General features: G+C 68.6%; 18 protein-coding genes, 1 tRNA gene and 1 pseudogene. 16 read left to right on the forward strand and 4 right to left on the reverse strand.

Going from position 1 to position 22,203, the window contains the following annotated elements; all coding sequences use genetic code 11:
* Nucleotides 1-115: 115 nt before the first annotated feature.
* Nucleotides 116-192: transfer RNA gene (locus VV867_RS28050), tRNA-Arg, on the reverse strand.
* 610 nt (nucleotides 193-802) lie between these two features.
* On the opposite strand from VV867_RS28050, the gene gabD reads away from it, so the two are divergent.
* From gabD to VV867_RS28065, 3 genes are all read left to right on the forward strand, one after another.
* Complete coding sequence (gabD, locus tag VV867_RS28055; RefSeq protein WP_275627964.1) at nucleotides 803-2,254, forward strand: NADP-dependent succinate-semialdehyde dehydrogenase; 1,452 nt, start codon at nucleotides 803-805, stop codon at nucleotides 2,252-2,254.
* 196 nt (nucleotides 2,255-2,450) lie between these two features.
* Entirely contained in the window at nucleotides 2,451-3,731 is a 1,281-nt protein-coding gene (gene gabT, locus VV867_RS28060; RefSeq protein WP_089391056.1) for a 4-aminobutyrate--2-oxoglutarate transaminase, read from the forward strand.
* 223 nt (nucleotides 3,732-3,954) lie between these two features.
* Nucleotides 3,955-5,184 (forward strand): HDOD domain-containing protein, encoded by a 1,230-nt coding sequence (locus VV867_RS28065; protein WP_275627962.1) that lies wholly within the window; start codon nucleotides 3,955-3,957, stop codon nucleotides 5,182-5,184.
* Nucleotides 5,185-5,625: 441 nt separating this feature from the next.
* Here VV867_RS28065 and argH read toward each other — a convergent pair whose 3' ends face one another.
* Nucleotides 5,626-7,020 carry an argininosuccinate lyase gene (gene argH, locus VV867_RS28070; protein ID WP_328568150.1) on the reverse strand — a complete coding sequence of 465 codons (1,395 nt, stop codon included), beginning with the start codon at nucleotides 7,018-7,020 and terminating at the stop codon, nucleotides 5,626-5,628.
* 231 nt (nucleotides 7,021-7,251) lie between these two features.
* On the opposite strand from argH, the gene VV867_RS28075 reads away from it, so the two are divergent.
* The 6 genes from VV867_RS28075 to VV867_RS28100 all read left to right on the forward strand — a co-directional run bounded on the left by VV867_RS28075 (nucleotide 7,252) and on the right by VV867_RS28100 (nucleotide 13,439).
* Complete coding sequence (locus VV867_RS28075) at nucleotides 7,252-8,322, forward strand: sensor histidine kinase (protein WP_009615041.1); 1,071 nt, start codon at nucleotides 7,252-7,254, stop codon at nucleotides 8,320-8,322.
* A gap of 4 nt (nucleotides 8,323-8,326) precedes the next feature.
* Complete coding sequence (gene algR / locus VV867_RS28080; protein WP_074978054.1) at nucleotides 8,327-9,073, forward strand: alginate biosynthesis regulator AlgR; 747 nt, start codon at nucleotides 8,327-8,329, stop codon at nucleotides 9,071-9,073.
* A 290-nt stretch (nucleotides 9,074-9,363) separates the two neighbouring features.
* The gene (gene hemC, locus VV867_RS28085; RefSeq protein ID WP_328568151.1) at nucleotides 9,364-10,305 is read left to right on the forward strand and encodes a hydroxymethylbilane synthase; all 942 of its coding nucleotides are present in this window, start codon (nucleotides 9,364-9,366) and stop codon (nucleotides 10,303-10,305) included.
* Complete coding sequence (locus tag VV867_RS28090; protein WP_328568152.1) at nucleotides 10,302-11,066, forward strand: uroporphyrinogen-III synthase; 765 nt, start codon at nucleotides 10,302-10,304, stop codon at nucleotides 11,064-11,066. The genes hemC and VV867_RS28090 overlap by 4 nt, the downstream gene beginning before the upstream one ends.
* A gap of 22 nt (nucleotides 11,067-11,088) precedes the next feature.
* Nucleotides 11,089-12,204 carry a uroporphyrinogen-III C-methyltransferase gene (locus tag VV867_RS28095; RefSeq protein WP_328568153.1) on the forward strand — a complete coding sequence of 372 codons (1,116 nt, stop codon included), beginning with the start codon at nucleotides 11,089-11,091 and terminating at the stop codon, nucleotides 12,202-12,204.
* Nucleotides 12,201-13,439 carry a heme biosynthesis HemY N-terminal domain-containing protein gene (locus VV867_RS28100; protein ID WP_328568154.1) on the forward strand — a complete coding sequence of 413 codons (1,239 nt, stop codon included), beginning with the start codon at nucleotides 12,201-12,203 and terminating at the stop codon, nucleotides 13,437-13,439. The genes VV867_RS28095 and VV867_RS28100 overlap by 4 nt, the downstream gene beginning before the upstream one ends.
* A gap of 63 nt (nucleotides 13,440-13,502) precedes the next feature.
* On the opposite strand, the gene VV867_RS28105 is transcribed toward VV867_RS28100, so the two are convergent.
* Entirely contained in the window at nucleotides 13,503-14,591 is a 1,089-nt protein-coding gene (locus VV867_RS28105; protein ID WP_275627961.1) for a PQQ-dependent sugar dehydrogenase, read from the reverse strand.
* 114 nt (nucleotides 14,592-14,705) lie between these two features.
* Between VV867_RS28105 and VV867_RS28110 the strand changes: the two genes are divergently transcribed.
* From VV867_RS28110 to VV867_RS28120, 3 genes and pseudogenes are all read left to right on the forward strand, one after another.
* Entirely contained in the window at nucleotides 14,706-15,188 is a 483-nt protein-coding gene (locus VV867_RS28110; RefSeq protein WP_109932124.1) for a disulfide bond formation protein B, read from the forward strand.
* 245 nt (nucleotides 15,189-15,433) lie between these two features.
* Entirely contained in the window at nucleotides 15,434-15,901 is a 468-nt protein-coding gene (gene rsd, locus VV867_RS28115) for a sigma D regulator (protein ID WP_109932126.1), read from the forward strand.
* A 323-nt stretch (nucleotides 15,902-16,224) separates the two neighbouring features.
* Nucleotides 16,225-17,286 (forward strand): annotated as a pseudogene (locus VV867_RS28120) (AlgP family protein); the annotation flags it as partial.
* Nucleotides 17,287-17,441: 155 nt separating this feature from the next.
* On the opposite strand, the gene VV867_RS28125 reads toward VV867_RS28120, so the two are convergent.
* Entirely contained in the window at nucleotides 17,442-17,915 is a 474-nt protein-coding gene (locus tag VV867_RS28125) for a TIGR02444 family protein (protein WP_328568156.1), read from the reverse strand.
* Nucleotides 17,916-17,962: 47 nt separating this feature from the next.
* On the opposite strand from VV867_RS28125, the gene VV867_RS28130 reads away from it, so the two are divergent.
* From VV867_RS28130 to VV867_RS28145, 4 genes are all read left to right on the forward strand, one after another.
* Nucleotides 17,963-19,876 (forward strand): ATP-binding cassette domain-containing protein, encoded by a 1,914-nt coding sequence (locus VV867_RS28130; protein ID WP_109932131.1) that lies wholly within the window; start codon nucleotides 17,963-17,965, stop codon nucleotides 19,874-19,876.
* Nucleotides 19,876-20,436 carry a mechanosensitive ion channel family protein gene (locus VV867_RS28135; protein WP_109932133.1) on the forward strand — a complete coding sequence of 187 codons (561 nt, stop codon included), beginning with the start codon at nucleotides 19,876-19,878 and terminating at the stop codon, nucleotides 20,434-20,436. Before VV867_RS28130 ends, VV867_RS28135 begins: the two co-directional genes overlap by 1 nt.
* A 36-nt stretch (nucleotides 20,437-20,472) precedes the next feature.
* Entirely contained in the window at nucleotides 20,473-21,231 is a 759-nt protein-coding gene (locus VV867_RS28140; RefSeq protein ID WP_089391040.1) for a TerC family protein, read from the forward strand.
* A gap of 299 nt (nucleotides 21,232-21,530) precedes the next feature.
* Nucleotides 21,531-22,160: a LysE family transporter gene (locus VV867_RS28145; protein ID WP_109932137.1), complete on the forward strand. Its 630-nt coding sequence runs from the start codon at nucleotides 21,531-21,533 to the stop codon at nucleotides 22,158-22,160.
* Nucleotides 22,161-22,203 lie beyond the last annotated feature (43 nt).

Below are 22,203 nucleotides of genomic sequence, written 5' to 3' on the forward strand. Positions count from 1 at the left end.
TGGTTCGTTTGGCGACTGCCAATCTACCCGCTTCCCTGACTGTCAATCCGCTCTTTCCCCAGACTCCGCGAAGAACCAACAAAAAGGCCCAGGTATTCACCTGGGCCTTCGTATATGGCGCATCCGGCGGGATTCGAACCCACGACCCCTGCCTTCGGAGGGCAGTACTCTATCCAGCTGAGCTACGGATGCGTATGGCCGCGCCTGGCGCGGCAGGCGGCAATCATACGCATCTGATCGGGCTGCGTCCATCGCTTGGCAGGTGCGCCGGCGATTTCGCGAATGGCCTGCCGCCCGTCGGCCGGGGCTGGCCTGGAGGCGCCGGGTGGCATGTACTTTCGTTGGTTTTTTCGAACGACCCCTTGCCCTTTGGGGGATGGGGCCCTAGGATGCGTTTGACATTTCAAACGCCCACCACAACAACAGGAGACAGGGGAATTGGCGTCACAGTACCCGGCCTCGTGCCAGTGGGATGACCGACTTCCGTACTGCCTGGCGAATGCACGCGATGCCGTGCAGCAGCCGATTCCTGCAGTGGTGGCGTTTCCGCAGCGTATCCCGTCCATGGACCTCCCGGTTGATCCGACCGGCTACGGCTACCGCCGTGGTCCGTTTTCGCGCGCCCGTGCGCGACGATCGGTGACCGTGCGCTAGCGCCGGTGCCGTCCGCCAGGCGGGCGGCGCGGCGGGACGATGGAACGGGTGGGGCGAGCGCCCCTCCAATGCTTCCCGGACAACAAGAGCAGGCGGGTGTAGTCGAGGTAGACCCGCTGCTTATGGCTTTCCTCGAAGGAGACTGGTCATGCAACTCAATGATGCCAAGCTGTTCCGCCAACAGGCCTATATCGACGGTTCCTGGGTGGACGCCGACAGCGGTCAGACCATCAAGGTCAACAACCCGGCCACCAACGAGATCATCGGCACTGTGCCGAAGATGGGCGCCGCCGAAACCCGCCGTGCCATCGAGGCTGCCGAGAAGGCCCTGCCGGCCTGGCGTGCGCTGACCGCCAAGGAGCGCGCCAACAAGTTGCGCCGCTGGTTCGAGCTGATGATCCAGAACCAGGACGACCTGGCTCGCCTGATGACCATCGAGCAGGGCAAGCCGCTGGCCGAGGCCAAGGGCGAGATCGCCTACGCCGCCTCCTTCCTCGAGTGGTTCGGCGAGGAAGCCAAGCGCATCTATGGCGACACCATTCCCGGCCACCAGCCGGACAAGCGCATCATCGTCATCAAGCAGCCGATCGGCGTGACCGCGGCCATCACTCCGTGGAACTTCCCCTCGGCGATGATCACCCGCAAGGCCGGCCCGGCCCTGGCCGCCGGCTGCACCATGGTGCTGAAGCCCGCTTCGCAGACCCCGTATTCCGCCCTGGCCCTGGCCGAGCTGGCCGAGCGCGCCGGCATCCCCAAAGGCGTGTTCAGCGTGGTCACCGGCAGCGCCGGCGAAGTCGGCGGCGAGCTGACCGGCAACCCGATCGTGCGCAAGCTGACCTTCACCGGCTCGACCGAGATCGGCCGCCAACTGATGGCCGAATGCGCCAAGGACATCAAGAAGGTCTCCCTGGAGCTGGGTGGCAACGCGCCCTTCATCGTCTTCGACGATGCCGACCTGGATGCCGCCGTCGAAGGCGCGCTGATCTCCAAGTACCGCAACAACGGCCAGACCTGCGTCTGCGCCAACCGCCTGTACGTGCAGGACGGCGTGTACGACGCCTTCGTCGAGAAACTGAAGGCGGCCGTGGCCAAGCTGAACATCGGCAACGGCCTGGAGCAGGGCGTGACCACCGGCCCGCTGATCGATTCCAAGGCCGTAGCCAAGGTCGAAGAGCACATCGCCGACGCCGTGGGCAAGGGCGCCAAGGTCGTCGCCGGCGGCAAGCCGCACGCCCTGGGCGGCACCTTCTTCGAGCCGACCATCCTGGTCGACGTGCCGAAGAACGCCCTGGTGTCCAAGGACGAGACCTTCGGCCCGCTGGCGCCGGTGTTCCGCTTCAAGGACGAGGCCGACGTCATCGCCATGTCCAACGACACCGAGTTCGGCCTGGCCTCCTACTTCTACGCCCGTGACCTGGGCCGCGTGTTCCGCGTGGCCGAGGCCCTGGAATACGGTATGGTGGGCATCAACACCGGCCTGATCTCCAACGAGGTCGCCCCCTTCGGCGGCATCAAGGCCTCGGGCCTGGGTCGCGAGGGTTCGAAGTACGGCATCGAGGACTACCTCGAGGTCAAGTACCTCTGCCTGGGCGGCATCTGATTTCCCGTGGGCGCGTGGGTGGCAGGCAAGAGCCGGCAGCCACTCACGCGTCGGCGTTTTCCGGTGGTGGCACCGGACAACCCACCCGGCGGGCCGCAAGTGCCGCGACAGTCGATCATCGTATGCTGTCGCGAGTGGCTTCTCCCCGTCTTCATCCTTTGACCCGGCCGCCCGATGAGCGGCCACTGAGGAAGCTATGAGCAAAACCAACGAATCCCTGCTGCAACGCCGTCAGGCCGCCGTTCCGCGCGGCGTGGGCCAGATCCACCCGGTCGTCGCCGAGCGCGCCGAGAACGCCACCGTGTGGGACGTCGAAGGTCGCGAATACATCGACTTCGCCGGCGGCATCGCAGTACTGAACACCGGCCACCTGCACCCGAAAGTGGTCGCCGCCGTTCAGGAGCAACTGACCAAGCTGTCCCACACCTGCTTCCAGGTGCTGGCCTACGAGCCCTACATCGAGCTGGCCGAAGAGATCGCCAAGCGCGTTCCGGGCAACTTCCCGAAGAAGACCCTGCTGGTCACCTCCGGCTCCGAAGCGGTCGAGAACGCCGTGAAGATCGCCCGTGCCGCCACCGGCCGTGCCGGCGTGATCGCCTTCACCGGCGCCTACCACGGCCGCACCATGATGACCCTGGGCCTGACCGGCAAGGTGGTTCCGTACTCCGCCGGCATGGGCCTGATGCCGGGCGGCATCTTCCGCGCCCTGGCTCCGTGCGAACTGCACGGCATCAGCGAAGACGAGTCGATCGCCAGCATCGAGCGCATCTTCAAGAACGACGCGCAGCCGCGTGACATCGCCGCCATCATCATCGAGCCGGTACAGGGCGAGGGTGGCTTCTACGTCAACTCCAAGCCGTTCATGCAGCGCCTGCGCGCCCTGTGCGACGAGCACGGCATCCTGCTGATCGCCGACGAAGTGCAGACCGGCGCTGGCCGCACCGGCACCTTCTTCGCCACCGAGCAGCTGGGCATCGTCCCGGACCTGACCACCTTCGCCAAGTCCGTCGGCGGCGGCTTCCCGATTTCCGGCGTTGTCGGCAAGGCCGAGATCATGGACGCCATCGCCCCCGGTGGCCTGGGCGGCACCTACGCCGGCAGCCCGATCGCCTGCGCCGCGGCCCTGGCCGTGCTGAAGGTGTTCGACGAAGAGAAACTGCTGGAGCGTTCGCAAGCCGTTGGCGAAACCCTGAAAGCCGGCCTGCGCGACATCCAGGCCAAGCACAAGGTGATCGGCGACGTCCGTGGCCTGGGTTCGATGGTCGCCATCGAGCTGTTCGAAGGCGGCGACGTGAACAAGCCGGCTGCCGAGCTGGTCAGCAAGATCGTCGTGCGTGCTCGCGAGAAGGGCCTGATCCTGCTCTCCTGCGGCACCTACTACAACGTGATCCGCTTCCTGATGCCGGTAACCATCCCGGACGCCCAGCTGCAGAAAGGCCTGGCCATCCTGGCCGAGTGCTTCGACGAACTGGCCTGACAGGCTCGTTCGGCAGTACCGGAAGAGGCCCGCGCAAGCGGGCCTTTTCTTTTTCCGGGGTTTCGCTCCGCCTGCGTCGCCGTGCCGCATCTACCCTCTTGGTCGTATCGGAGAGCGCCGCCGCATCAGCTATCCTGTCCTGCGCGCGATGCCGTCCGGGCCTCCCTCTGGCAGGCGCCTTGCGACTCGGTTAAGGTGCGCGCGCATCTGCGAGAGGATCTCCATGACAGCACTCAGCGCCGCGCCGACCGTTCTGGTCGCCGCCGCCGACCCCTGGAACCGCGAACTGCTCGGCCAACTGGTACTGAGCGTGCGTTGCGACGCGGCCGTCGAATACTGCGAGGACGGCGACCAGGCCATCCAGGCCTGCCGATTGCGCGCCTTCGGCCTGGTGCTGGCCGAGCAGGAACTGGCCGGCACCGATGGCATCGACCTGCTCCGCCACCTGCGCCGCAGCCGCCGTGGGGCGGGTGCGCCGGACTTCATCCTGATCAGCGCCAAGGCCGATGCGGCCAGCGTGCGCGCGGTGCTGCCGCTGGCGCCCAGCGCCTACCTGGTCAAGCCGTTCAATGCCGAGGACCTGCGCCAGCGCCTGCGCAGCCTGCTGCTGGAGCCGGGTCAGGAAGTCAGTTGCGCCGTGCCCCGGGGGCTTACCGGCAGCCTGGCCGAGTTCCTCGCCGAGGCACGTGACGCCGCCGAGGGCGCACCCCTGCTGGCTGCGGTGGGCGAGGCGGCGAGCCGCTGCCTGAGCTGCGAAGGGGTCAGCCTGGAGCAGATGGAAGAAGAATTCGGCCGCGACCCGCAGATCACCGCCTGCCTGATCGCCGCGGCCAACAGCGCCGCGCGGCACGTCGGCATGCCCTGCCTGACCCTCGCCCAGGCGCTGGCCCGCCTCGGCCTGGCCCAGGCCTGCAACCTGGTGCTGGGGCTCAGCCTGGAGCACGCCGCGCAACTCGCCGAGCCGCGCCTGAAGGAGCGCGCCGCGGCATTCTGGGCGCTTTCTCAGCGCACCGCCGATGCCGCCCAGGCCCTGGCCGAGAGCCTCGACGTCGACGCGCCGCGCTGCTACACCGCTGGCCTGCTGCATTGCCTGGGCGACCTCGCGGTGCTGCGCACCCTGGAGGAATGGTGCCGGCGCGGCGGGGCGCTGGAGGACCAGGAGATCGACGACAGCCTCAAGGCCTTCGGCGCCAGTTTCGGCTCCACGCTGCGCGCGCGCTGGCGCCTGCCGCTGGAGCTGCGCGGGCTGGTCGCCGCGTGCTACGGCATGGGCAGCGGGGTGTTCTCGCGCAAGGCGCTGGTGCTCAACCTGGCGGCCAGGGCGGCACGCCTGCCGGCGTCCCAGTCCGGGCTGCTGAAGGAAGAGAAGGCGCTGCGGATGCTTGGGCTGGGGCCGGTGGAATTGCAGTTGCTGCAGAAGTTCTGTGACGCCGAGGAGCCAAGCGCTTCGTAGGATCAGCTGTTTCCGGCTGCGCGAGGTGCTCTTCGTAGGAGCGGAACTTTTCCGCGATAGCCGGACGTTCCGGCGCGATTCGCGGATGAAATCCGCTCCTACGCTGCCCCACCCACGCCATTTCCTTGTAGGAGCGCGCCCTGCGCGCGAAGTCGCGGGCAGGGCCCGCTCCTACAGTCTGCCCCGAGGCATGGCGTTACTACTGTAGGAGCGGAACTTTTCCGCGATAGCCGGACGTTCCGGCGTGATTCGCGGATGAGATCCGCTCCTACGCTGCCCCACCCGCACCATTTCCTTGTAGGAGCAGCGCCCTGCGCGCGAAATCGCGGGCAGGGCCCGCTCCTACCGTTCACAGCAAGGCATGGACCGCACGCGGACAATAAAAAACGCCGCTTCCCGAGTAGGGAAGCGGCGTTCCTTTGTGGCTGACGCGCTAACGCTTCAGCGCTTGGCCAGCAGCTCCCTGCCACGCGCCACGGCGGCGCGGACCTGGGCCGGGGCGGTGCCGCCGATATGGTCGCGGGCGTTCACCGAGCCTTCCAGGGTCAGCACGGCGAACACGTCGTCGTCGATCTGGTCGCTGAACTGGCGCAGCTCGTCCAGGCTCATCTCGGCAAGGTCCTTGCCGCTGTCCACGCCGTATTTCACCGCGTGGCCGACGATCTCGTGGCAGTCGCGGAAGGGCAGGCCCTTGCGCACCAGGTAGTCGGCGAGGTCCGTGGCGGTGGAGAAGCCGCGGCGGGCCGCCTCGCGCATGATCTCGCGCTTGGGCTTGATGGCCGGGACCATGTCGGCGAAGGCGCGCAGGCTGTCGCGCAGGGTGTCGGCGGCGTCGAACAGCGGTTCCTTGTCTTCCTGGTTGTCCTTGTTGTACGCCAGCGGCTGGCCCTTCATCAGCGTCAGCAGGCCGGTGAGGTGGCCGAACACCCGGCCGGACTTGCCGCGTACCAGTTCCGGCACGTCCGGGTTCTTCTTCTGCGGCATGATCGAGGAGCCGGTGCAGAAGCGGTCGGGCAGGTCGATGAACTGGAACTGCGCGCTGGTCCAGAGCACCAGCTCCTCGGAGAAGCGCGACAGGTGCATCATCGCCAGGGAGGCGGCGGCGCAGAATTCGATGGCGAAGTCACGGTCGGACACGCCGTCCAGCGAGTTGCCGGAGATCGCTTCGAATCCCAGCAGTTCGCAGGTGATTTCCCGCTGGATCGGGTAGGTGGTGCCGGCCAGCGCGGCGCTGCCCAGGGGCATGCGGTTGACGCGCTTGCGGCAATCCACCAGGCGCTCGTAGTCGCGGCTGAGCATCTCGAACCAGGCCAGCAGGTGGTGGCCGAAGGTCACCGGCTGGGCGGTCTGCAGGTGGGTGAAGCCGGGCATGATGGTGTCGGCTTCCGCCTCGGCCAGGCCCAGCAGGCCCTGCTGCAGGCGGGTGATCTCTTTGATGATGATGTCGATCTCGTCGCGCAGCCACAGGCGGATGTCGGTGGCCACCTGGTCGTTGCGCGAACGGCCGGTGTGCAGCTTCTTGCCGGTGATGCCGATGCGGTCGGTCAGGCGCGCCTCGATGTTCATGTGCACGTCTTCCAGGTCGACGCGCCAGTCGAAGCTGCCGGCCTCGATCTCGGCCTGGATCTGCTTCAGGCCGTCGATGATGGCGTCGCGCTCGGCGTCGGTCAGCACGCCGGCCTTGGCCAGCATGGTGGCGTGGGCGATGGAGCCCATGATGTCGTGGCGGTAGAGGCGCTTGTCGAAGTCGACGGAGGCGGTGAAGCGGGCGACGAAGGCGTCGACGGGCTCGCTGAAGCGGCCGCCCCAGGACTGGTTGGTCTTCTCTACGCTCATGGATCTCTCTCGCGGAAACGGGCAGGCACGTTCGCTGCCTGCAGGAAGGGCAAAGTCCGACGATAATAGCAGGCTGAAGGTCAAAAACGGCGTGTGCTGCGACGGGTGTGGCGGGGGGAAGGACAAGGGCGCCCCGCCCGGGCGCGGCGCAGTCGACATTTCGGTGCTCGAATTCGCCCGGCGGGCTGCGATCCGCTTGCCGAGGCGTGGAGGCTTGCGGAAACTTCGTCGATGCCAAACCAAGCCAAGACCGGCGACCAGCCGGCAACCCAAGACGATTTCTTCATTCCCGAACTGTGCCAGAGCGAAGCGCTGTTCAGCCTGGTCCTGCTGGCCGAGCTGCTGGTGCTGGTACTGGTGCTGGCCGAGCCGATGACGCCCAGCTTCAACTGGGTGCGCCTGGCCCTGGCCTCGCTGTTCGTGCAGTGGATAGTGCTGCTCTCGGCCGGCCTGCTGTGCCGCCTGCGGCCGCTGCTGGCGCGCTGGCCGGCGTGGGGCGCGGGGCTGGCCAGCTGCCTGCTGGTGGTGCTGCTGACCCTCGGCTGCACCGCGGTGGCCGACTACTATGCCCTGGGCGGGCCGCTGTCGATCAAGGGCGAGGTCAACCTGTACCTGCGCCATGCCTTGATCGCCCTCATCATGTCGGCCTTGTTGCTACGCTACTTTTATCTGCAGAGCCAATGGCGCAGGCAGGAACAGGCCGAGTTGCGCGCGCGCATCGAGTCGTTGCAGGCGCGCATCCGCCCGCACTTCCTGTTCAACAGCCTGAACAGCATCGCCAGCCTGATCGAGCTGGACCCGGGCAAGGCCGAGCAGGCGGTGCTGAACCTGTCGGACCTGTTCCGCGCCAGCCTGGCCAAGCCGGGGACTTTAATTTCCTGGGGGGAGGAACTGGAGTTGGCCAGGCGCTATCTTTCCATAGAGCAGTATCGCCTGGGCGACCGGCTGCAACTGGATTGGCAGGTGAGCGGCGTGCCCGATGGAGTGCCCATCCCGCAGCTGACCCTGCAGCCACTGTTGGAGAATTCATTGATCTACGGTATCCAGCCGCGCATCGAAGGCGGCCTGGTGAAGGTTGAGGCGGACTATCGTGACGGTGTGTTCCAGCTGTGCGTGAGCAACCCGTACGACGAGTCGACGCAGACGCTGCCCACGAAGGGGACCAAGCAGGCGCTGCAGAATATCGCAGCGCGAATTGCGGCACTTTTCGGGCCAAAAGCGAGTCTCAGCGTCGAACGCCGTGACGGACGGCACTACACCTGTCTACGCTATCCATGTGCGCGTCTCATGCAGGAAGCCTGAGCTTATGAATGTCCTGATCGTCGATGACGAACCCCTGGCGCGTGAGCGCCTGGCCCGACTGGTGGGGCAACTGGACGGCTACCGCGTCCTCGAACCCTCCGCCAGCAACGGCGAAGAAGCGCTGGCGCTGATCGACAGCCTGAAGCCGGATATCGTCCTGCTGGATATCCGCATGCCCGGCCTGGACGGGCTCCAGGTCGCCGCCAAGCTGTGCGAGCGCGAAGCCCCCCCGGCGGTGATCTTCTGCACCGCCCACGATGAATTCGCCCTGGAGGCCTTCCAGGTCAGCGCGGTCGGCTACCTGGTCAAGCCGGTGCGCGCCGAGGACCTGGCCGAGGCCCTGAAGAAGGCCTCCAGGCCCAACCGCATCCAGCTGGCGGCGCTGACCAAGCCGCCGGCCGCCGGCGGCCCCGGCCCGCGCAGCCACATCAGCGCGCGAACGCGCAAGGGCATCGAGCTGATCCCCCTGGAGGACGTGATCTTCTTCATCGCCGACCACAAGTACGTGACCCTGCGCCACGCCGGCGGCGAAGTGCTGCTGGACGAGCCGCTGAAGGCCCTGGAAGACGAGTTCGGCGAGCGTTTCGTGCGCATCCACCGCAACGCCCTGGTCTCGCGCGAGCGCATCGAGCGCCTGCAGCGCACCCCGCTGGGGCATTTTCAGCTTTACCTCAAGGGCCTGGACGGCGACGCCCTGACCGTGAGCCGGCGGCATGTCGCCGGGGTGCGGCGGTTGATGCATAACTTGTGAGGGCTGCAGGCTTCAGGCGGCAGGCTGCAGGCATAGGCGCAGCTGGTTTGCAGGCCGCGCCGAGGCGATTTTCGTAGGAGCGAGCTTGCTCGCGAACCGCGTGGCGCCGTTTGTTCGCGAGCAAGCTCGCTCCTACAGCGGTGATGTAGGCGCGGGCTTGCCAATGAACCCTGATCCCGGGGATGGCCCGAGCGGGGTGGGCTGAAAGCCTGCCTTGGCGTCGCAGGGGGGAAAGCCTGGGCGCTGAAGCCTGTTATCATCCCCCGCAGTCCCTTGTCCCGGAATTGCCCATGTCGTCCCGCGAAATCCGAATCGCCACCCGTCAGAGCGCTTTGGCCCTGTGGCAGGCCGAGTACGTCAAGAGCCGCCTTGAGCAGGCCCACCCCGGCCTGCGCGTGAGCCTGCTGCCGATGACCAGCCGCGGCGACAAGCTGCTCGATGCCCCGCTGGCGAAGATCGGCGGCAAGGGCCTGTTCGTGAAGGAACTGGAGACCGCCCTGCTGGAGGGCGCGGCCGACATCGCCGTGCACTCCATGAAGGACGTGCCCATGGACTTCCCCGAGGGCCTGGGCATGTACTGCATCTGCGAGCGCGAGGACCCGCGCGACGCCTTCGTCTCCAACACCTACGCCAGCCTCGCCGAGCTGCCCGCCGGCAGCGTGGTCGGCACCTCCAGCCTGCGCCGCCAGGCGCAGCTGCTGGCCAGCCGCCCGGACCTGCAGATCCGCTTCCTGCGCGGCAACGTCAACACCCGCCTGGCCAAGCTCGACGCCGGCGAGTACGACGCCATCATCCTCGCCGCCGCCGGCCTGATCCGCCTCGGCTTCGAGGCGCGCATCCGCTCCGCCATCGGCGTGGAGGACAGCCTGCCGGCCGGTGGCCAGGGTGCCGTGGGCATCGAATGCCGCAGCGCCGATACCGAGATCCACGCGCTGCTGGCGCCGCTGCATCACGCCGACACCGCGCTGCGGGTGACCGCCGAGCGCGCGTTGAACAAGCGCCTCAACGGTGGCTGCCAGGTGCCCATCGCCTGCTACGCCGTGTGCGAGGGCGAGCAGTTATGGCTGCGCGGCCTGGTCGGCCAGCCCGACGGCTCGCAGCTGCTGCGCGCCGAAGCCCGCGCGCCGCTGGCCGAGGCCGAGGCGCTGGGCGTGAAGGTCGCCGAAGACCTGCTGGGGCAAGGCGCGGCCGACATCCTCGCCGCCGTGTATGGCGAGGCCGGCCCGCAGTGAGCCACTGGCGCCTGCTGCTGACGCGGCCGCAGGAAGAGTGCGCGGCCCTGGCCGCCAGCCTGGCCGAGCACGGCGTGGCCAGCGCCAGCCTGCCGTTGCTGGCCATCGAGCCCCTGGAAGAAACCCCCGAGCAGCGCAGCCTGCTGCTCGACCTGGACCGCTACTGCGCCGTGGTGGTGGTCAGCAAGCCCGCCGCGCGCCTGGGCGTGGAGCGCATCGACCGCTTCTGGCCGCAGCCGCCGGCGCGCCAGGACTGGTTCGCGGTCGGCGCGGCCACCGCGGCTATCCTCGATGACTACGGCCTGCGCGTGCACTACCCGGAGCACGGCGACGACAGCGAGGCGCTGCTGGCGCTGCCGGCCCTGGCGCAGGCCCTGGAGGTGCCGGGGCCGCGGGTGCTGATCCTGCGTGGCGAAGGTGGCCGAGAATTCCTCGCCGAGCGCCTGCGCGGCCAAGGTGTGGCCGTGGATTATCTGGAACTCTACCGCCGCGTCCTGCCGGCCTACCCGGCGGGCGAACTGGCGCGGCGGGTGCGCGAGGAGGCGCTGAACGGCCTGGTGGTGAGCAGTGGCCAGGGCCTGGAGCACCTGCTGCGAGTGGCCGGGGAGGACTGGCCGCAACTGGCCGGGCTACCCTTGTTCGTGCCCAGCCCGCGGGTCGCCGAACTGGCCCGCGACGCCGGCGCGCGACGCGTGATCGATTGCCGCGGGGCGAATGCCGCGGCCTTGCTGGAGGCGCTCAGGGGCGCCGACGAAGAATAATTTCCGAGCGAAGGATGGACCTGTGAGCGAAGCCGTCACTCCCCAAGACACCCCGCAAAGCACTCCCGTCGAGCCGACCCCGCCCGCCCCGGCCAGGTCCGGCAATGGCCTGGCCCTGCTCGCCCTGCTGGTCGGCGTCGCCGGCCTCGGCGTCGGTGGCTGGGGGCTGTGGCAGACGCAGCAGCTGCAGGCCCGCGACCAGGCCCGCGCGCAGCAGCTGGAAGAAGCCCGCAGCCAGGCCCAGAGCCTGCTGAACCACAACGGCGCGCTGGACAAGCGCCTGGACGCGCTGCCCAGCGCGGACGAGCTGGAGGCCCGCCGGCGCCTGGTGGTCGAGCTGCAGGGCGACCAGCAGCAGCTGGCCCAGCAGTTCAAGCAGGTCCTCGGGCAGAGCCGCCAGCAGTGGCGCCTGGCCGAGGCCGAGCACCTGATGCGCCTCGCCTCGCTGCGCCTCTCCGCGCTGCAGGACATCGACAGCGCCACCCAGCTGGTGCAGGGCGCCGACGACATTCTCCGCGCGCAGAACGACCCGGGCGCCTTCGCCGCCCGCGCGCAACTGGCCAAGAGCCTCGAAGCCCTGCGCAGCCTGCCGCAGCCGGACCGCACCGGGCTGTTCCTGCAGCTCGGCGCGCTGCGCGAGCAGGCCGCCCAGCTGCAGCCGCTGGAGCCGAGCTTCAAGGAAGGCCCGGGCAAGGCCTCGACCACCGCCTGGGGCGACGGCAGCAGCACCCTGGACCAGTGGTGGGAACGTATCTCGCGCTACGTGCGTATCGACTTCAACGCCGGCCAGGACGTGCGCCCACTGCTTTCCGGGCAACAGCTGACGCGCGTGCGCCTGGCCCTCAGCCTGGCCCTGGAGCAGGCGCAGTGGGCCGCGCTCAACGGGCGCCAGGAAGTCTACGAGCAGGCCCTGAAGCAGGCGCGGCAGATCCTCGGCGACTTCTTCAACGCCGACCTCGCCGACAGCCGCGCCCTGGGCCTGCGCATCGACGAGCTGGCGCAGCAGCCGGTGGCCGTCCAGGCGCCGGACCTGAACCCGGCGCTGAGCGCCCTGCAGGCCTACGTGGTGCGCCGCGACCAGGCCGCCGCCGACCAGCAGCAGGCGCCCGCCGCGCCCCAGGCGGAGGGCAGCCAATGAACCGCGTCTACCTGCTGGTCCTGGCCCTGGTGGTGGCCGCCACCCTGGTCGGCCTGGCCATCGCCGAGCAGTCGGGCTACGTGCTGATCGCCTACAAGAGCTTCCGCTACGAATCCAGCCTGTGGACCTTCCTCGCCCTGCTGGCGCTGGTGTGGCTGCTGTACCTGGCGGTACGCCTGGTGCTGCGCCTGCTCGGCGTGTCCGGGCGGGTGGTCAACCCCTGGTCGCGCTTCAACCGCCGGCGCCGCGCCGAGATGGCCGAGGAACACGGCCAGCGCGACCTCGCCGAAGGCCACTGGGCCCCGGCCCTGCGCCACCTGCGGCGCGCCGCCGAACTGAACGAGCGCAGCCTGCCCAGCTACCTGGGCGCGGCCCGCGCGGCCAACGAACTGGGGCGCTTCGAGGAGTGCGACCAGGTACTCGACCGCGCCCTCGAACGCCAGCCCGGCACGGCCCTGGCCGTGGGCCTGACGCGCGCGCAACTGCTGATCAACCGCGGTGCCTTCGAGCCGGCCCGCGCGGTGCTGGTGAAGCTGCACGAGGAACACCCGCGCCACCCCACGGTGCTGCGCCTGCTCCAGCAGCTCTACGTCAGCCTGCAGGACTGGCGCCCGCTGCTGGCCCTGCTGCCGGAGCTGCGCAAGGAACGCGTGCTGGAGAACGCCCAGCTCAGCGACCTGGAACGCCGCGCCTGGATCGCCGCCCTGGAAGCCGCCGGCGAGCAGGGCCTGGGGCAGGGCGAGACGGCCCTGCAGCCGCTCACCCAGACCTGGCAGAACCTGCCGGCCAACCTGCGCGCCCAGCCGCTGCTGGTCGCCGCCTACGCCCAGCAGCTGCTGCGCCTGGGCGCGCCCGAGGAGGCGGAGAAGGTCCTGCGCCAGGCCCTCAAGGAAGGCTACGACGAGCGCCTGATGCTGCTCTACGGCAAGGCCCGCGGCAGCGACCCGGCGCGCCAGCTGCAGAACGCCGAGGCCTGGCTGAAGAAATACCCCGACGACCCCGTCCTGCTCCTGTCCCTGGGCCGCCTGTGCCTGGCCGACAAGCTCTGGGGCAAGGCCCGCGACTACCTGGAGGCCAGCCTGGCCCGCCAGCACAGCGCCGAGACCTGCGCCGAGCTGGCGCGCCTGCTGGCGCACCTGGGGGAGACCGAGCGCAGCAACAGGCTGTTCCAGGAAGGCCTGGGCCTGTTCGGCGCGCCTGTGGGCAGTGCCGTCCAGTTGCCTGCGAAGGCGTAGGAAGGTTCGGATGAAACGCGGCGCCCTGGGGCGCCGCTTTCGTTTGTAGCTGACAGCGACCGCCTACTTGCCGACGTAGCGGATGCGGTAGATCGCCCCGGCCATGTCGTCGCTCACCAGCAGCGAACCGTCCCTGGCCACCAGCACGTCGGCGGGCCGCCCGAGCACTTCCTCGCCGGCCTGCAGCCAGCCCTCGGCGAACAGGCTCTGGCGCTTGAGCGAGCCGTCGGCGTTCAGCTCCACCCGCACCACCCGGTAGCCGACCTTGCGGCTGCGGTTCCACGAGCCGTGCTCGGCGATGAAGACGTTGCCGCGGTATTCGGCGGGGAACTGCTCGCCGCTGTAGAAGCGCATGCCCAGGGCCGCCACGTGGGCGCCGAGGCCGGCCACCGGCGCCACGAAGGCCGAGCAGGGGCGCTGGGCGAATTCCGCGTCGGCGATGCGCCCGGCGTGGCAGTCCGGGTAGCCGAAGTCGTCGCCGGCCCTGGTCACGCGGTTCAGTTCGTCGTCGGGCTGGTCGTCGCCGAGCAGGTCGCGGCCGTTGTCGGTGAACCACAGCCGGCCCTGGGCATCCCAGTCGAAGCCCACGGTGTTGCGCACGCCGTAGGCCACCACCTCGCGCTGGCTGCCGTCCACCGCCATGCGTTGCAGGTTGGCGTAGCGCTCGCGGTCCGGGCGGCAGATGTTGCAGGGCGCGCCCACCGGCACGTAGAGCTTGCCGTCGGGGCCGAAGGCGATGAATTTCCAGCCGTGGTGGGTTTCCGTGGGGAACTCGGGGGGCAGTGCCTCGGGTTCCGGCGGTGCGTCCAGGTGCGTCTCGATGTCGCGCAGCACGTAGAGGCGGCTGACAGCCGATACGTACAGGTCGCCCCGGTGGAAGGCCACGCCGCTGGGCATCTTCAGGCCGCTGGCGATCACTTGCGGACGCCGCTCGCCGGGGCGCAGGGCGTACACCTTTCCGGCCTCGCGGCTGCCGATGAAGAGCGTGCCCCCGTCGCCCAGGGCCATGGCGCGGGCGTTGGGGACCTGGTCGCTGAGCACCTCGATGCGGAACCCCTCGGGTACCTTGAGCCGCTCCACCACCGAGGCGGCGAATGCGCCGGGGAGGGGGACGAGCAGCAGCGCGGCGAGTAGGATCAACTGTCGACGCATGGTAGGAATTCCCTGATGGCTGTCCGGCCCAGTCTAGCCCGCCGCCTTGAAAGGCCTGCGGAATTTCCTCTACCGTAGCGGCCTTTCCGAAAATGCCGTGCCACTGGAGCCGCCATGAACCTGGCCAGCCCGCGTTCCCTGTTCTTCCTCGCCTTCCTCGCTTGCGCCGCCATGCTCGGCGCCGGCTTCTACCTGCAGTACATGGTCGGCCTGGAGCCCTGCCCGCTGTGCATCATGCAGCGCATCTTCTTCGCCGGCGCCGGGCTGTTCTCGCTGATCGCCGCCCTGCACGGCCGCGGCCGGCGCACCTACGCGGTGCTGGTGCTGCTCTGCTCGCTGGCCGGCGCCGGTACCGCGGGCCGGCAGATCTGGCTGCAGACCCTGCCGCCGGACCAGCTGCCGTCGTGCCTGCCGCCGCTGGACTACATGATGCAGACCATGCCCTACGCGGACATCCTCTGGACCATGTTCCACGGCTCGGCCGACTGCGCCGAAGTGACCTGGACGCTGCTGAGCCTGAGCATTCCGGAGTGGAGCCTGCTGGCCTTCGTCGGCTTCGCCCTGTTCGCCGTCTACCAGTTCCTGCGTCGCGGCTGATTGCCGCGGGGCGCCATAACCCACCGCGGCGCGAAGCCAGCGCCGCCGCGGCCTGCCGATTAAACGCTCGTATGAATTTTCCCGCGAAAGGTGTCTTGAAGCCGACATCCCACGGGCATACTCTGGTCTTCCGCACCGCCGGAATCCCGCCATCAGAGCGGTAGAAGGCCGGCGAGTGCACGCATTCGACAGAGAATTGTCCCGGGGTGGAACCGCCGGGACAGGCCGAGGGAAGCGAGGACAAGATGCTCGAGAGCTGCCGCAATGCCCAGGAACGTTGGGGAGGCGTCCACCAGCTGATCGACCGCTGGTTGCGTGACCGCCAGGAACTCATCCAGGCCTTCGATTCGCTATCCGGCACCCAGGCGCCCGCGGTCAATGGCGAGGGGCTGGAGAACTTCTGCCAGCGTCTGGTCGACTACGTCTCCGCCGGCCACTTCGAGGTCTACGAACAACTGATGGACGAGGCCAAGGCCTTCGGCGATGCGCGCGGCCTGGAACTGGCCAAGCAGATCTACCCGCGCCTGGAAACCATCACCGCGTCCGCGCTGAACTTCAACGACCGCTGCGACAACGGCGACTGCCGCGAAGGCACCTGCCTGACCAGCGAATTGAAAGCCCTGCGCCAGGAATTGCACGAGCGCTTCGAGCTTGAGGATTGCCTGATCGAGGTGCTGCACAACGCCCACGAGCAGCGCACGGTCGGCGCCTGATTCCCAGCGGAGAGCAAAGGGGCGCGGTCCTTGCGGACGCGCCCTTTTTTCATGCCTGGAAAAACCCGGTGGGGCGGCTGGAAGCCCCGTGCCATGCGGCTTCCGGTTCTTCTGGAGTTCGCCTCCGGGGGCTTCGTTGCAGCGGCATGCGGCGGCGTTGACGAGGGTGTCGATGGGGGAGGCGCGCCCGAGGCGGGTTGCCCAGCCTGTGGAAAAACGGCTGCAGATTGTGCCTGGCGCGGGTTTCAGCTTTATGGGGGCGTTGGCGAGAGGGGCTGTGCGGGTCTAGTATGGGCGCAACCACGTACGCCAGGAGGCACGTCATGTCGGCCAACAAGAAACCTGTCACTACTCCCTTGCATCTGCTGCAGCAACTTTCCCACAGTCTGATCGAGCATCTGGAGACCGCCTGCAAGCAGGCCCTGGTGGACTCCGAGAAACTGCACGCCAAGCTGGAAAAACAACGCGCCAAGGCGCAGGACAAACTGCACAAGGCACGCACCAAGCTGCAGGAAGCGGGCAAGTCCGGGAAGGCCAAGGCACAAGCCAAGGCCAAGGCCGGCATCGCGGAACTGGAAGAGGTGCTGGAAACCCTGAAGGGCCGCCAGGCGGAAACCCGTACCTACATCGCCAGCCTCAAGCGCGACGTCCAGGAAAGCCTGAAGCTGGCCCAGGGCGTGAGCAAGGTGAAGGAAGCGGTCGGCAAGTCCCTGGCCGCCCGCAAGCCGGTTGCCGCCGCCAAGCCCGTCGCCGCCAAGCCGGTGGCCAAGGCTGCCGCTGCGAAGCCCGCTGCCAAACCGGCTGCCAAGGCCGTTGCCGCCAAGCCGGCTGCCAAAGCTGCTGCTGCGAAGCCCGCCGCCAAGCCGGCTGCCAAAGCTGCTGCCGCGAAGCCCGCCGCCAAGCCGGCTGCCAAAGTTGCTGCTGCCAAGCCTGCCGCTAAACCGGTTGCCAAGGCTGCCGCTGCCAAGCCCGCCGCCAAACCGGCTGCCAAAGCTGCTGCCAAGCCCGCCGCCAAACCGGCTGCCAAGGCTGCTGCTGCCAAGCCTGCCGCTAAACCGGCTGCCAAGGCTGCTGCTGCCAAGCCTGCCGCTAAACCGGTTGCCAAGGCTGCCGCTGCCAAGCCTGCCGCCAAGCCGGCTGCCAAAACTGCTGCCGCCAAGCCCGCCGCGAAACCGGCTGCTAAAGCTGCCGCCGCGAAGCCGGCTGCCAAGCCCGCTGCTGCCAAACCGGCCGCCAAGCCCGCCGCTGCCAAGCCTGCCGCCAAACCGGCTGCCAAGCCTGCTGCTGCGAAGCCTGCCGCCAAACCGGCCGCCAAGCCTGCCGCTGCCAAACCGGCTGCCAAGCCCGCCGCTGCGAAGCCCGCTGCCAAGCCGGCCGCCAAGCCCGCCGCTGCGAAACCCGCCGTAGCCAAGCCTGCAGCGCCCGCTGCTGCCCCGGCTGCTGCTCCCGCTGCCCCGGCCGCGTCGACCGCTCCGGTCGCCAGCGCTGCACCGGCTCCGGTAGCGCCGAGCACTCCGGCCGCCACTCCGAGCAGCGCTTCCTAAGGCGCCGCTCGCGAAGCCGCCGCGGTGCGCAGCTGTTGCAGCGCACCGCGGCGTGCCTTCCCCGCTTCGCCGGCGCAGCCCTGCAGCCAGGCGTCCAGTTCGTCCCTGTCTTCTTCGGCCCAGTCCCGTCCCGCTTCCGCCAGCCGCTCCAGTTGCAGGCGTTCGGCGCGCAGCTCCAGTGTTTTCAGGGTTTCCCGCAACGCTTCCAGGTGGGCGTCGTCCCTTGCTCCGGCCTTCCATTGCTGGCGCAACGTACGCAGGGGCCTGACCACCTCGTTCTGCCAGCCGGCGGAGGCCTTCGCCAGGGCGTCCAGGCGTTGTTCGCCACAGGCCACGCCACGGGCGCCGAACCAGGTCCCGGCCAGCAGCAGGCAGACGTCGGCGCCGGCCTCCTGCAATGCCAGGCAGGCCGCCTCGCAGCCCGGTTGCGCGTAGAGGTCCAGGGCGAACGACCAGATATCTTCTGTCATAGGGCTCCCACAGCGGTTGCGCGGCGAAGCTGATAAACTCCGCCGCCATGATTCGACTACAAAATCTTACGCTACAGCGTGGCCCCCAGCGCTTGCTGGAAGGTGCCGAACTGACCTTGCATGCCGGCCAGAAAGTCGGCCTGATCGGTGCCAACGGCGCCGGCAAGTCGAGCCTGTTCGCGCTGCTGCGCGGCCAGCTCGGGCAGGACGCCGGCGACTACCGGATTCCCGCCGACTGGCGCATCGCGCACATGCGCCAGGAAGTGGACACCCTGGAACGCCAGGCGGTGGACTACGTCCTCGACGGCGACGTGCGCCTGCGTGAAATCCAGACGCAGCTGGCCAGCGCCGAAGCTGCCCATGACGGCGCCGCCGTGGCCCGCCTGCACACCGAGCTGGACAACGCCGACGGCTATACCGCCGACGCGCGGGCGCGCAAGCTGCTGGCCGGCCTGGGCTTCTCCGCCGAGCAGATGGAGCGCCGCGTCGGCGACTTCTCCGGTGGCTGGCGGATGCGCCTGAACCTGGCCCAGGCGCTGATGTGCCCGTCCGAACTGCTGCTGCTCGACGAACCCACCAACCACCTCGACCTCGACGCCATCCTCTGGCTCGAGGAGTGGCTCAAGGGCTACCCGGGCACGCTCATCCTCATCTCCCACGACCGCGACTTCCTCGATGCCGTGGTCGACCACGTGGCGCACCTGGAGCAGCGCAAGCTCACCCTCTACCGCGGCGGCTACTCGGCCTTCGAGCGCACCCGCGCCGAACGCCTGGCGCAGCAGCAGCAGGCCTACGAGAAGCAGCAGGCGCAACGCGCCCACATGGAAAAGTACATCGCCCGCTTCCGCGCCCAGGCCACCAAGGCGCGCCAGGCCCAGAGCCGCATCAAGGCCCTGGAGCGCCTGGAGGAGCTGGCCCCGGCCCACATCGACTCGCCCTTCGACTTCGTCTTCCGCGAGTCGGACAGGATCTCCAGCCCCCTGCTCGACCTCGCCGAGGCGCGCCTGGGCTATGGCGACAAGACGGTGCTGGAGAAGGTCAAGCTGCAACTGGTGCCCGGCGCGCGCATCGGCCTGCTGGGCCCCAACGGCGCCGGCAAGTCGACCCTGATCAAGACCCTCTCCGGCGACCTGCCGCTGCTGGCCGGGCACCTGGCGCGCGGCGAGAACCTCGCCATCGGCTACTTCGCCCAGCACCAGCTCGACTCGCTGGACGCCAAGGCCAGCCCGCTGCTGCACCTGCAGCGCATCGCCCCGGGCGAGCGCGAGCAGACCCTGCGCGACTTCCTCGGCGGCTTCGACTTCCGCGGCGCGCGCTGCGACGAGCCGGTGCTGAACTTCTCCGGTGGCGAGAAGGCGCGCCTGGCGCTGGCCCTGATCGCCTGGCAGAAGCCCAACCTGCTGCTGCTCGACGAGCCGACCAACCACCTCGACCTGGAGATGCGCCTGGCCCTGACCATGGCCCTGCAGGAGTTCTCCGGGGCGGTGGTGGTGGTGTCCCACGATCGCCACCTGCTCAAGAGCACCACCGACCAGTTCCTGCTGGTGGCCGACGGCCGCGTGCAGGACTTCGACGGCGACCTCGACGACTACGCCCGCTGGCTGGTGGACTTCCGCGCGCGCCAGGCGCCGGCCGTCAATGCCGGCGCGGCATCCGCCGAGAAGACCGACAAGCGCGCCCAGCGCCAGGCCGCCGCCGCGTTGCGCCAGCAGCTGGCGCCGCACAAGCGCGAGGCGGACAAGCTGGAGAAGGAGCTTGGCGGCCTGCACGAGAAGCTCGCCGCGCTCGAGGAGAAACTCGGCGACAGCGCCCTCTACGAAGCCGCGCGCAAGGACGAGTTGCGTGACCTGCTGGCCCGGCAGGCGACGCTCAAGACGCGCGAGGCCGAGGTCGAGGAAGCCTGGCTGGTGGCCCTGGAAACCCTGGAGAACCTCCAGGCCCAGCTCGAAGGGGCCGAGTGATGGAGGACCTGCCGCTGCTCATCGCCTGGAGCGATCCGTTGCTGCGCGGCCTGCAGATCATCCTCATCCTGCTCCTGGCCTGGGTGCTGCAGCGCCTGGTGGCGCGCGGCCTCAACCGCCTGGCCCAGCGCTACCCGCTGCCCCACGAACTGCTGCTGCCGCTGCGCGGCGGCCTGCGCTGGCTGATCATGGGCTCGGCGCTGATGATGGTGCTGGAGCGCCTGGGGGTTTCCGCCCAGGTGCTGTGGACCGCGCTGACCGGCTTCGTCGCGGTCGCCGCGGTGGCCTTCTTCGCCATCTGGAGCGTGCTCTCCAACCTGTTCTGCGCGGTGCTGATCTTCACCGTCGGCCCGTTCCGCCTGGGTGACCTGGTGGAGGTCATCGAGTCGGCCGACAAGGTCGGCGTGAAGGGCCGCGTCACCGCCATCAACCTGCTCTACACCACCCTCGAGGAAACCTTCGAGGACGGCACCAGCGCGCTGCTGCAGGTGCCCAACAGCCTGTTCTTCCAGAAGGCCATCCGGCGCTGGAAAGGGCCCGGGCTGAGTAGCGGAAGATAACGACAACCCCTGTTCCCACACGGATACCCACGCACTATGGAATGGCTCGCTAGCCCCGAAATCTGGGTTGCCTTTCTGACCCTGACCGCCCTGGAGATCGTCCTGGGCATCGACAACATCATCTTCATCTCCATCCTGGTCAGCCGCCTGCCGGCGGCGCAGCAGCCCAAGGCACGGTTCTTCGGCCTGGCCCTGGCGATGGGCACGCGGATCCTCCTGCTGCTGTCGATCACCTGGGTGATGCGCCTGACCGCCGACCTCTTCGAGGTGTTCGGCCAGGGCGTTTCCGGGCGCGACCTGATCCTGTTCTTCGGCGGCCTGTTCCTGCTGTTCAAGAGCACCATGGAGATCTACCACAGCCTGGAAGGCGCCGAGGAAGGCGGGCAGGGCAGCGCCAAGAGCCGTGGCTTCATGGCGGTGATCATCCAGATCGCGATCATCGACATCATCTTCTCCCTGGACTCGGTGATCACCGCCGTGGGCCTGGTGCAGAACGTGCCGGTGATGATCGCCGCCATCGTCATCTCGGTCGGCGTGATGATGCTCGCCGCCGGCACCATCAGCGCCTTCATCGACCAGCACCCGTCTCTGAAGATGCTGGCGCTGTCCTTCCTCATCGTGGTCGGCACCGTGCTGGTGGCCGAGGCCTTCGAGGTCCACGTGCCCAAGGGCTACGTCTACTTCGCCATGGCCTTCTCGCTGGCGGTGGAAGCGCTCAACATCCGCCTGCGCGGCGCCCTGGCGCGCAAGCGCGGCGAAGAGCCGGTGAAGCTGCGCAAGGACCTGCCGAGCTGATTGGCATGCCCCGCGCCGGGCTTCCTCCATACCTGTAGGAGCGGGCCCTGCCCGCGATTCGCGCGCAGGGCGCGCTCCTACAGGGGAACGCCGGAGTCACGCCGATGGGTATCGCTTCGCTCCACCCATCCTACGGGCTCGGAGTACCCGGAAAGAGATTCTCTGTGACCAAGCCCGAAGCGCGCCTGGGATCAAGGTCAAACGGCGGATAACCGCGAACGGTTATCCGCCCTACACGGCAACGCGCGACTCGGGCACACTGGCTACCCGTAACAAGATTTTTCGCCACGAGGTCCACCATGCTCGCCAGTACCTGGTTCGCCTTCTTCATCGCCTGCTGGATCATCAGCCTGTCGCCCGGCGCCGGGGCCATCGCCTCGATGTCCTGCGGCCTGCAGTACGGCTTCTGGCGCGGCTACTGGAACGCCCTGGGCCTGCAGATCGGCCTGGCCCTGCAGATCGCCGTGGTCGCCGCCGGCGTCGGTGCGCTGCTGGCCACCTCGGCGCTGGCCTTCAGCGTCATCAAGTGGTTCGGCGTGGTCTACCTGGCCTACCTCGCCTGGCGCCAGTGGAGCGCCGCACCGCAGGTGATGCAGGCCGACGCCGAGCGCCCCATCGGTCGCCCGCTGAGCCTGGTGCTGCGCGGCTTCCTGGTCAACGCCAGCAACCCCAAGGCGGTGATCTTCATGCTCGCCGTGCTGCCGCAGTTCGTCGACCTGCACCGGCCGATGGCCATCCAGTACGTGATCATGGGCGCCACCATGATCTGCGTCGACCTGATCGTCATGGCCGGCTACACCGGGCTGGCCGCGCGGGTCCTGCGCGCGCTGCGCTCGCCACGCCAGCAGCGGCTGATGAACCGCACCTTCGCCAGCCTGTTCCTCGGCGCCGCCGCGCTGCTGGCCACCGTCCGCCGCGCCCCGGTCTGATGCCGACGGGCGCCGCCTAGGCGGGGCAATGGTGGCGGAGTAG

This window comes from Pseudomonas sp. JH-2 (assembly GCF_036231725.1).
Taxonomy (GTDB): Bacteria; Pseudomonadota; Gammaproteobacteria; order Pseudomonadales; family Pseudomonadaceae; genus Pseudomonas; species Pseudomonas delhiensis.

Bases quoted from the DNA above. Each gene is read 5' to 3' on its own strand.
- VV867_RS28100 (WP_328568154.1), top strand. From the start codon at position 12,201: ATGAACCGCGTCTACCTGCTGGTCCTGGCCCTGGTGGTGGCCGCCACC.
- hemC (WP_328568151.1), top strand. From the start codon at position 9,364: ATGTCGTCCCGCGAAATCCGAATCGCCACCCGTCAGAGCGCTTTGGCC.
- VV867_RS28135 (WP_109932133.1), top strand. From the start codon at position 19,876: ATGGAGGACCTGCCGCTGCTCATCGCCTGGAGCGATCCGTTGCTGCGC.
- argH (WP_328568150.1), bottom strand. From the start codon at position 7,020: ATGAGCGTAGAGAAGACCAACCAGTCCTGGGGCGGCCGCTTCAGCGAG.
- VV867_RS28065 (WP_275627962.1), top strand. From the start codon at position 3,955: ATGACAGCACTCAGCGCCGCGCCGACCGTTCTGGTCGCCGCCGCCGAC.
- VV867_RS28130 (WP_109932131.1), top strand. From the start codon at position 17,963: ATGATTCGACTACAAAATCTTACGCTACAGCGTGGCCCCCAGCGCTTG.
- gabT (WP_089391056.1), top strand. From the start codon at position 2,451: ATGAGCAAAACCAACGAATCCCTGCTGCAACGCCGTCAGGCCGCCGTT.
- VV867_RS28145 (WP_109932137.1), top strand. From the start codon at position 21,531: ATGCTCGCCAGTACCTGGTTCGCCTTCTTCATCGCCTGCTGGATCATC.
- VV867_RS28125 (WP_328568156.1), bottom strand. From the start codon at position 17,915: ATGACAGAAGATATCTGGTCGTTCGCCCTGGACCTCTACGCGCAACCG.
- rsd (WP_109932126.1), top strand. From the start codon at position 15,434: ATGCTCGAGAGCTGCCGCAATGCCCAGGAACGTTGGGGAGGCGTCCAC.
- VV867_RS28105 (WP_275627961.1), bottom strand. From the start codon at position 14,591: ATGCGTCGACAGTTGATCCTACTCGCCGCGCTGCTGCTCGTCCCCCTC.
- algR (WP_074978054.1), top strand. From the start codon at position 8,327: ATGAATGTCCTGATCGTCGATGACGAACCCCTGGCGCGTGAGCGCCTG.
- gabD (WP_275627964.1), top strand. From the start codon at position 803: ATGCAACTCAATGATGCCAAGCTGTTCCGCCAACAGGCCTATATCGAC.
- VV867_RS28075 (WP_009615041.1), top strand. From the start codon at position 7,252: ATGCCAAACCAAGCCAAGACCGGCGACCAGCCGGCAACCCAAGACGAT.
- VV867_RS28110 (WP_109932124.1), top strand. From the start codon at position 14,706: ATGAACCTGGCCAGCCCGCGTTCCCTGTTCTTCCTCGCCTTCCTCGCT.
- VV867_RS28140 (WP_089391040.1), top strand. From the start codon at position 20,473: ATGGAATGGCTCGCTAGCCCCGAAATCTGGGTTGCCTTTCTGACCCTG.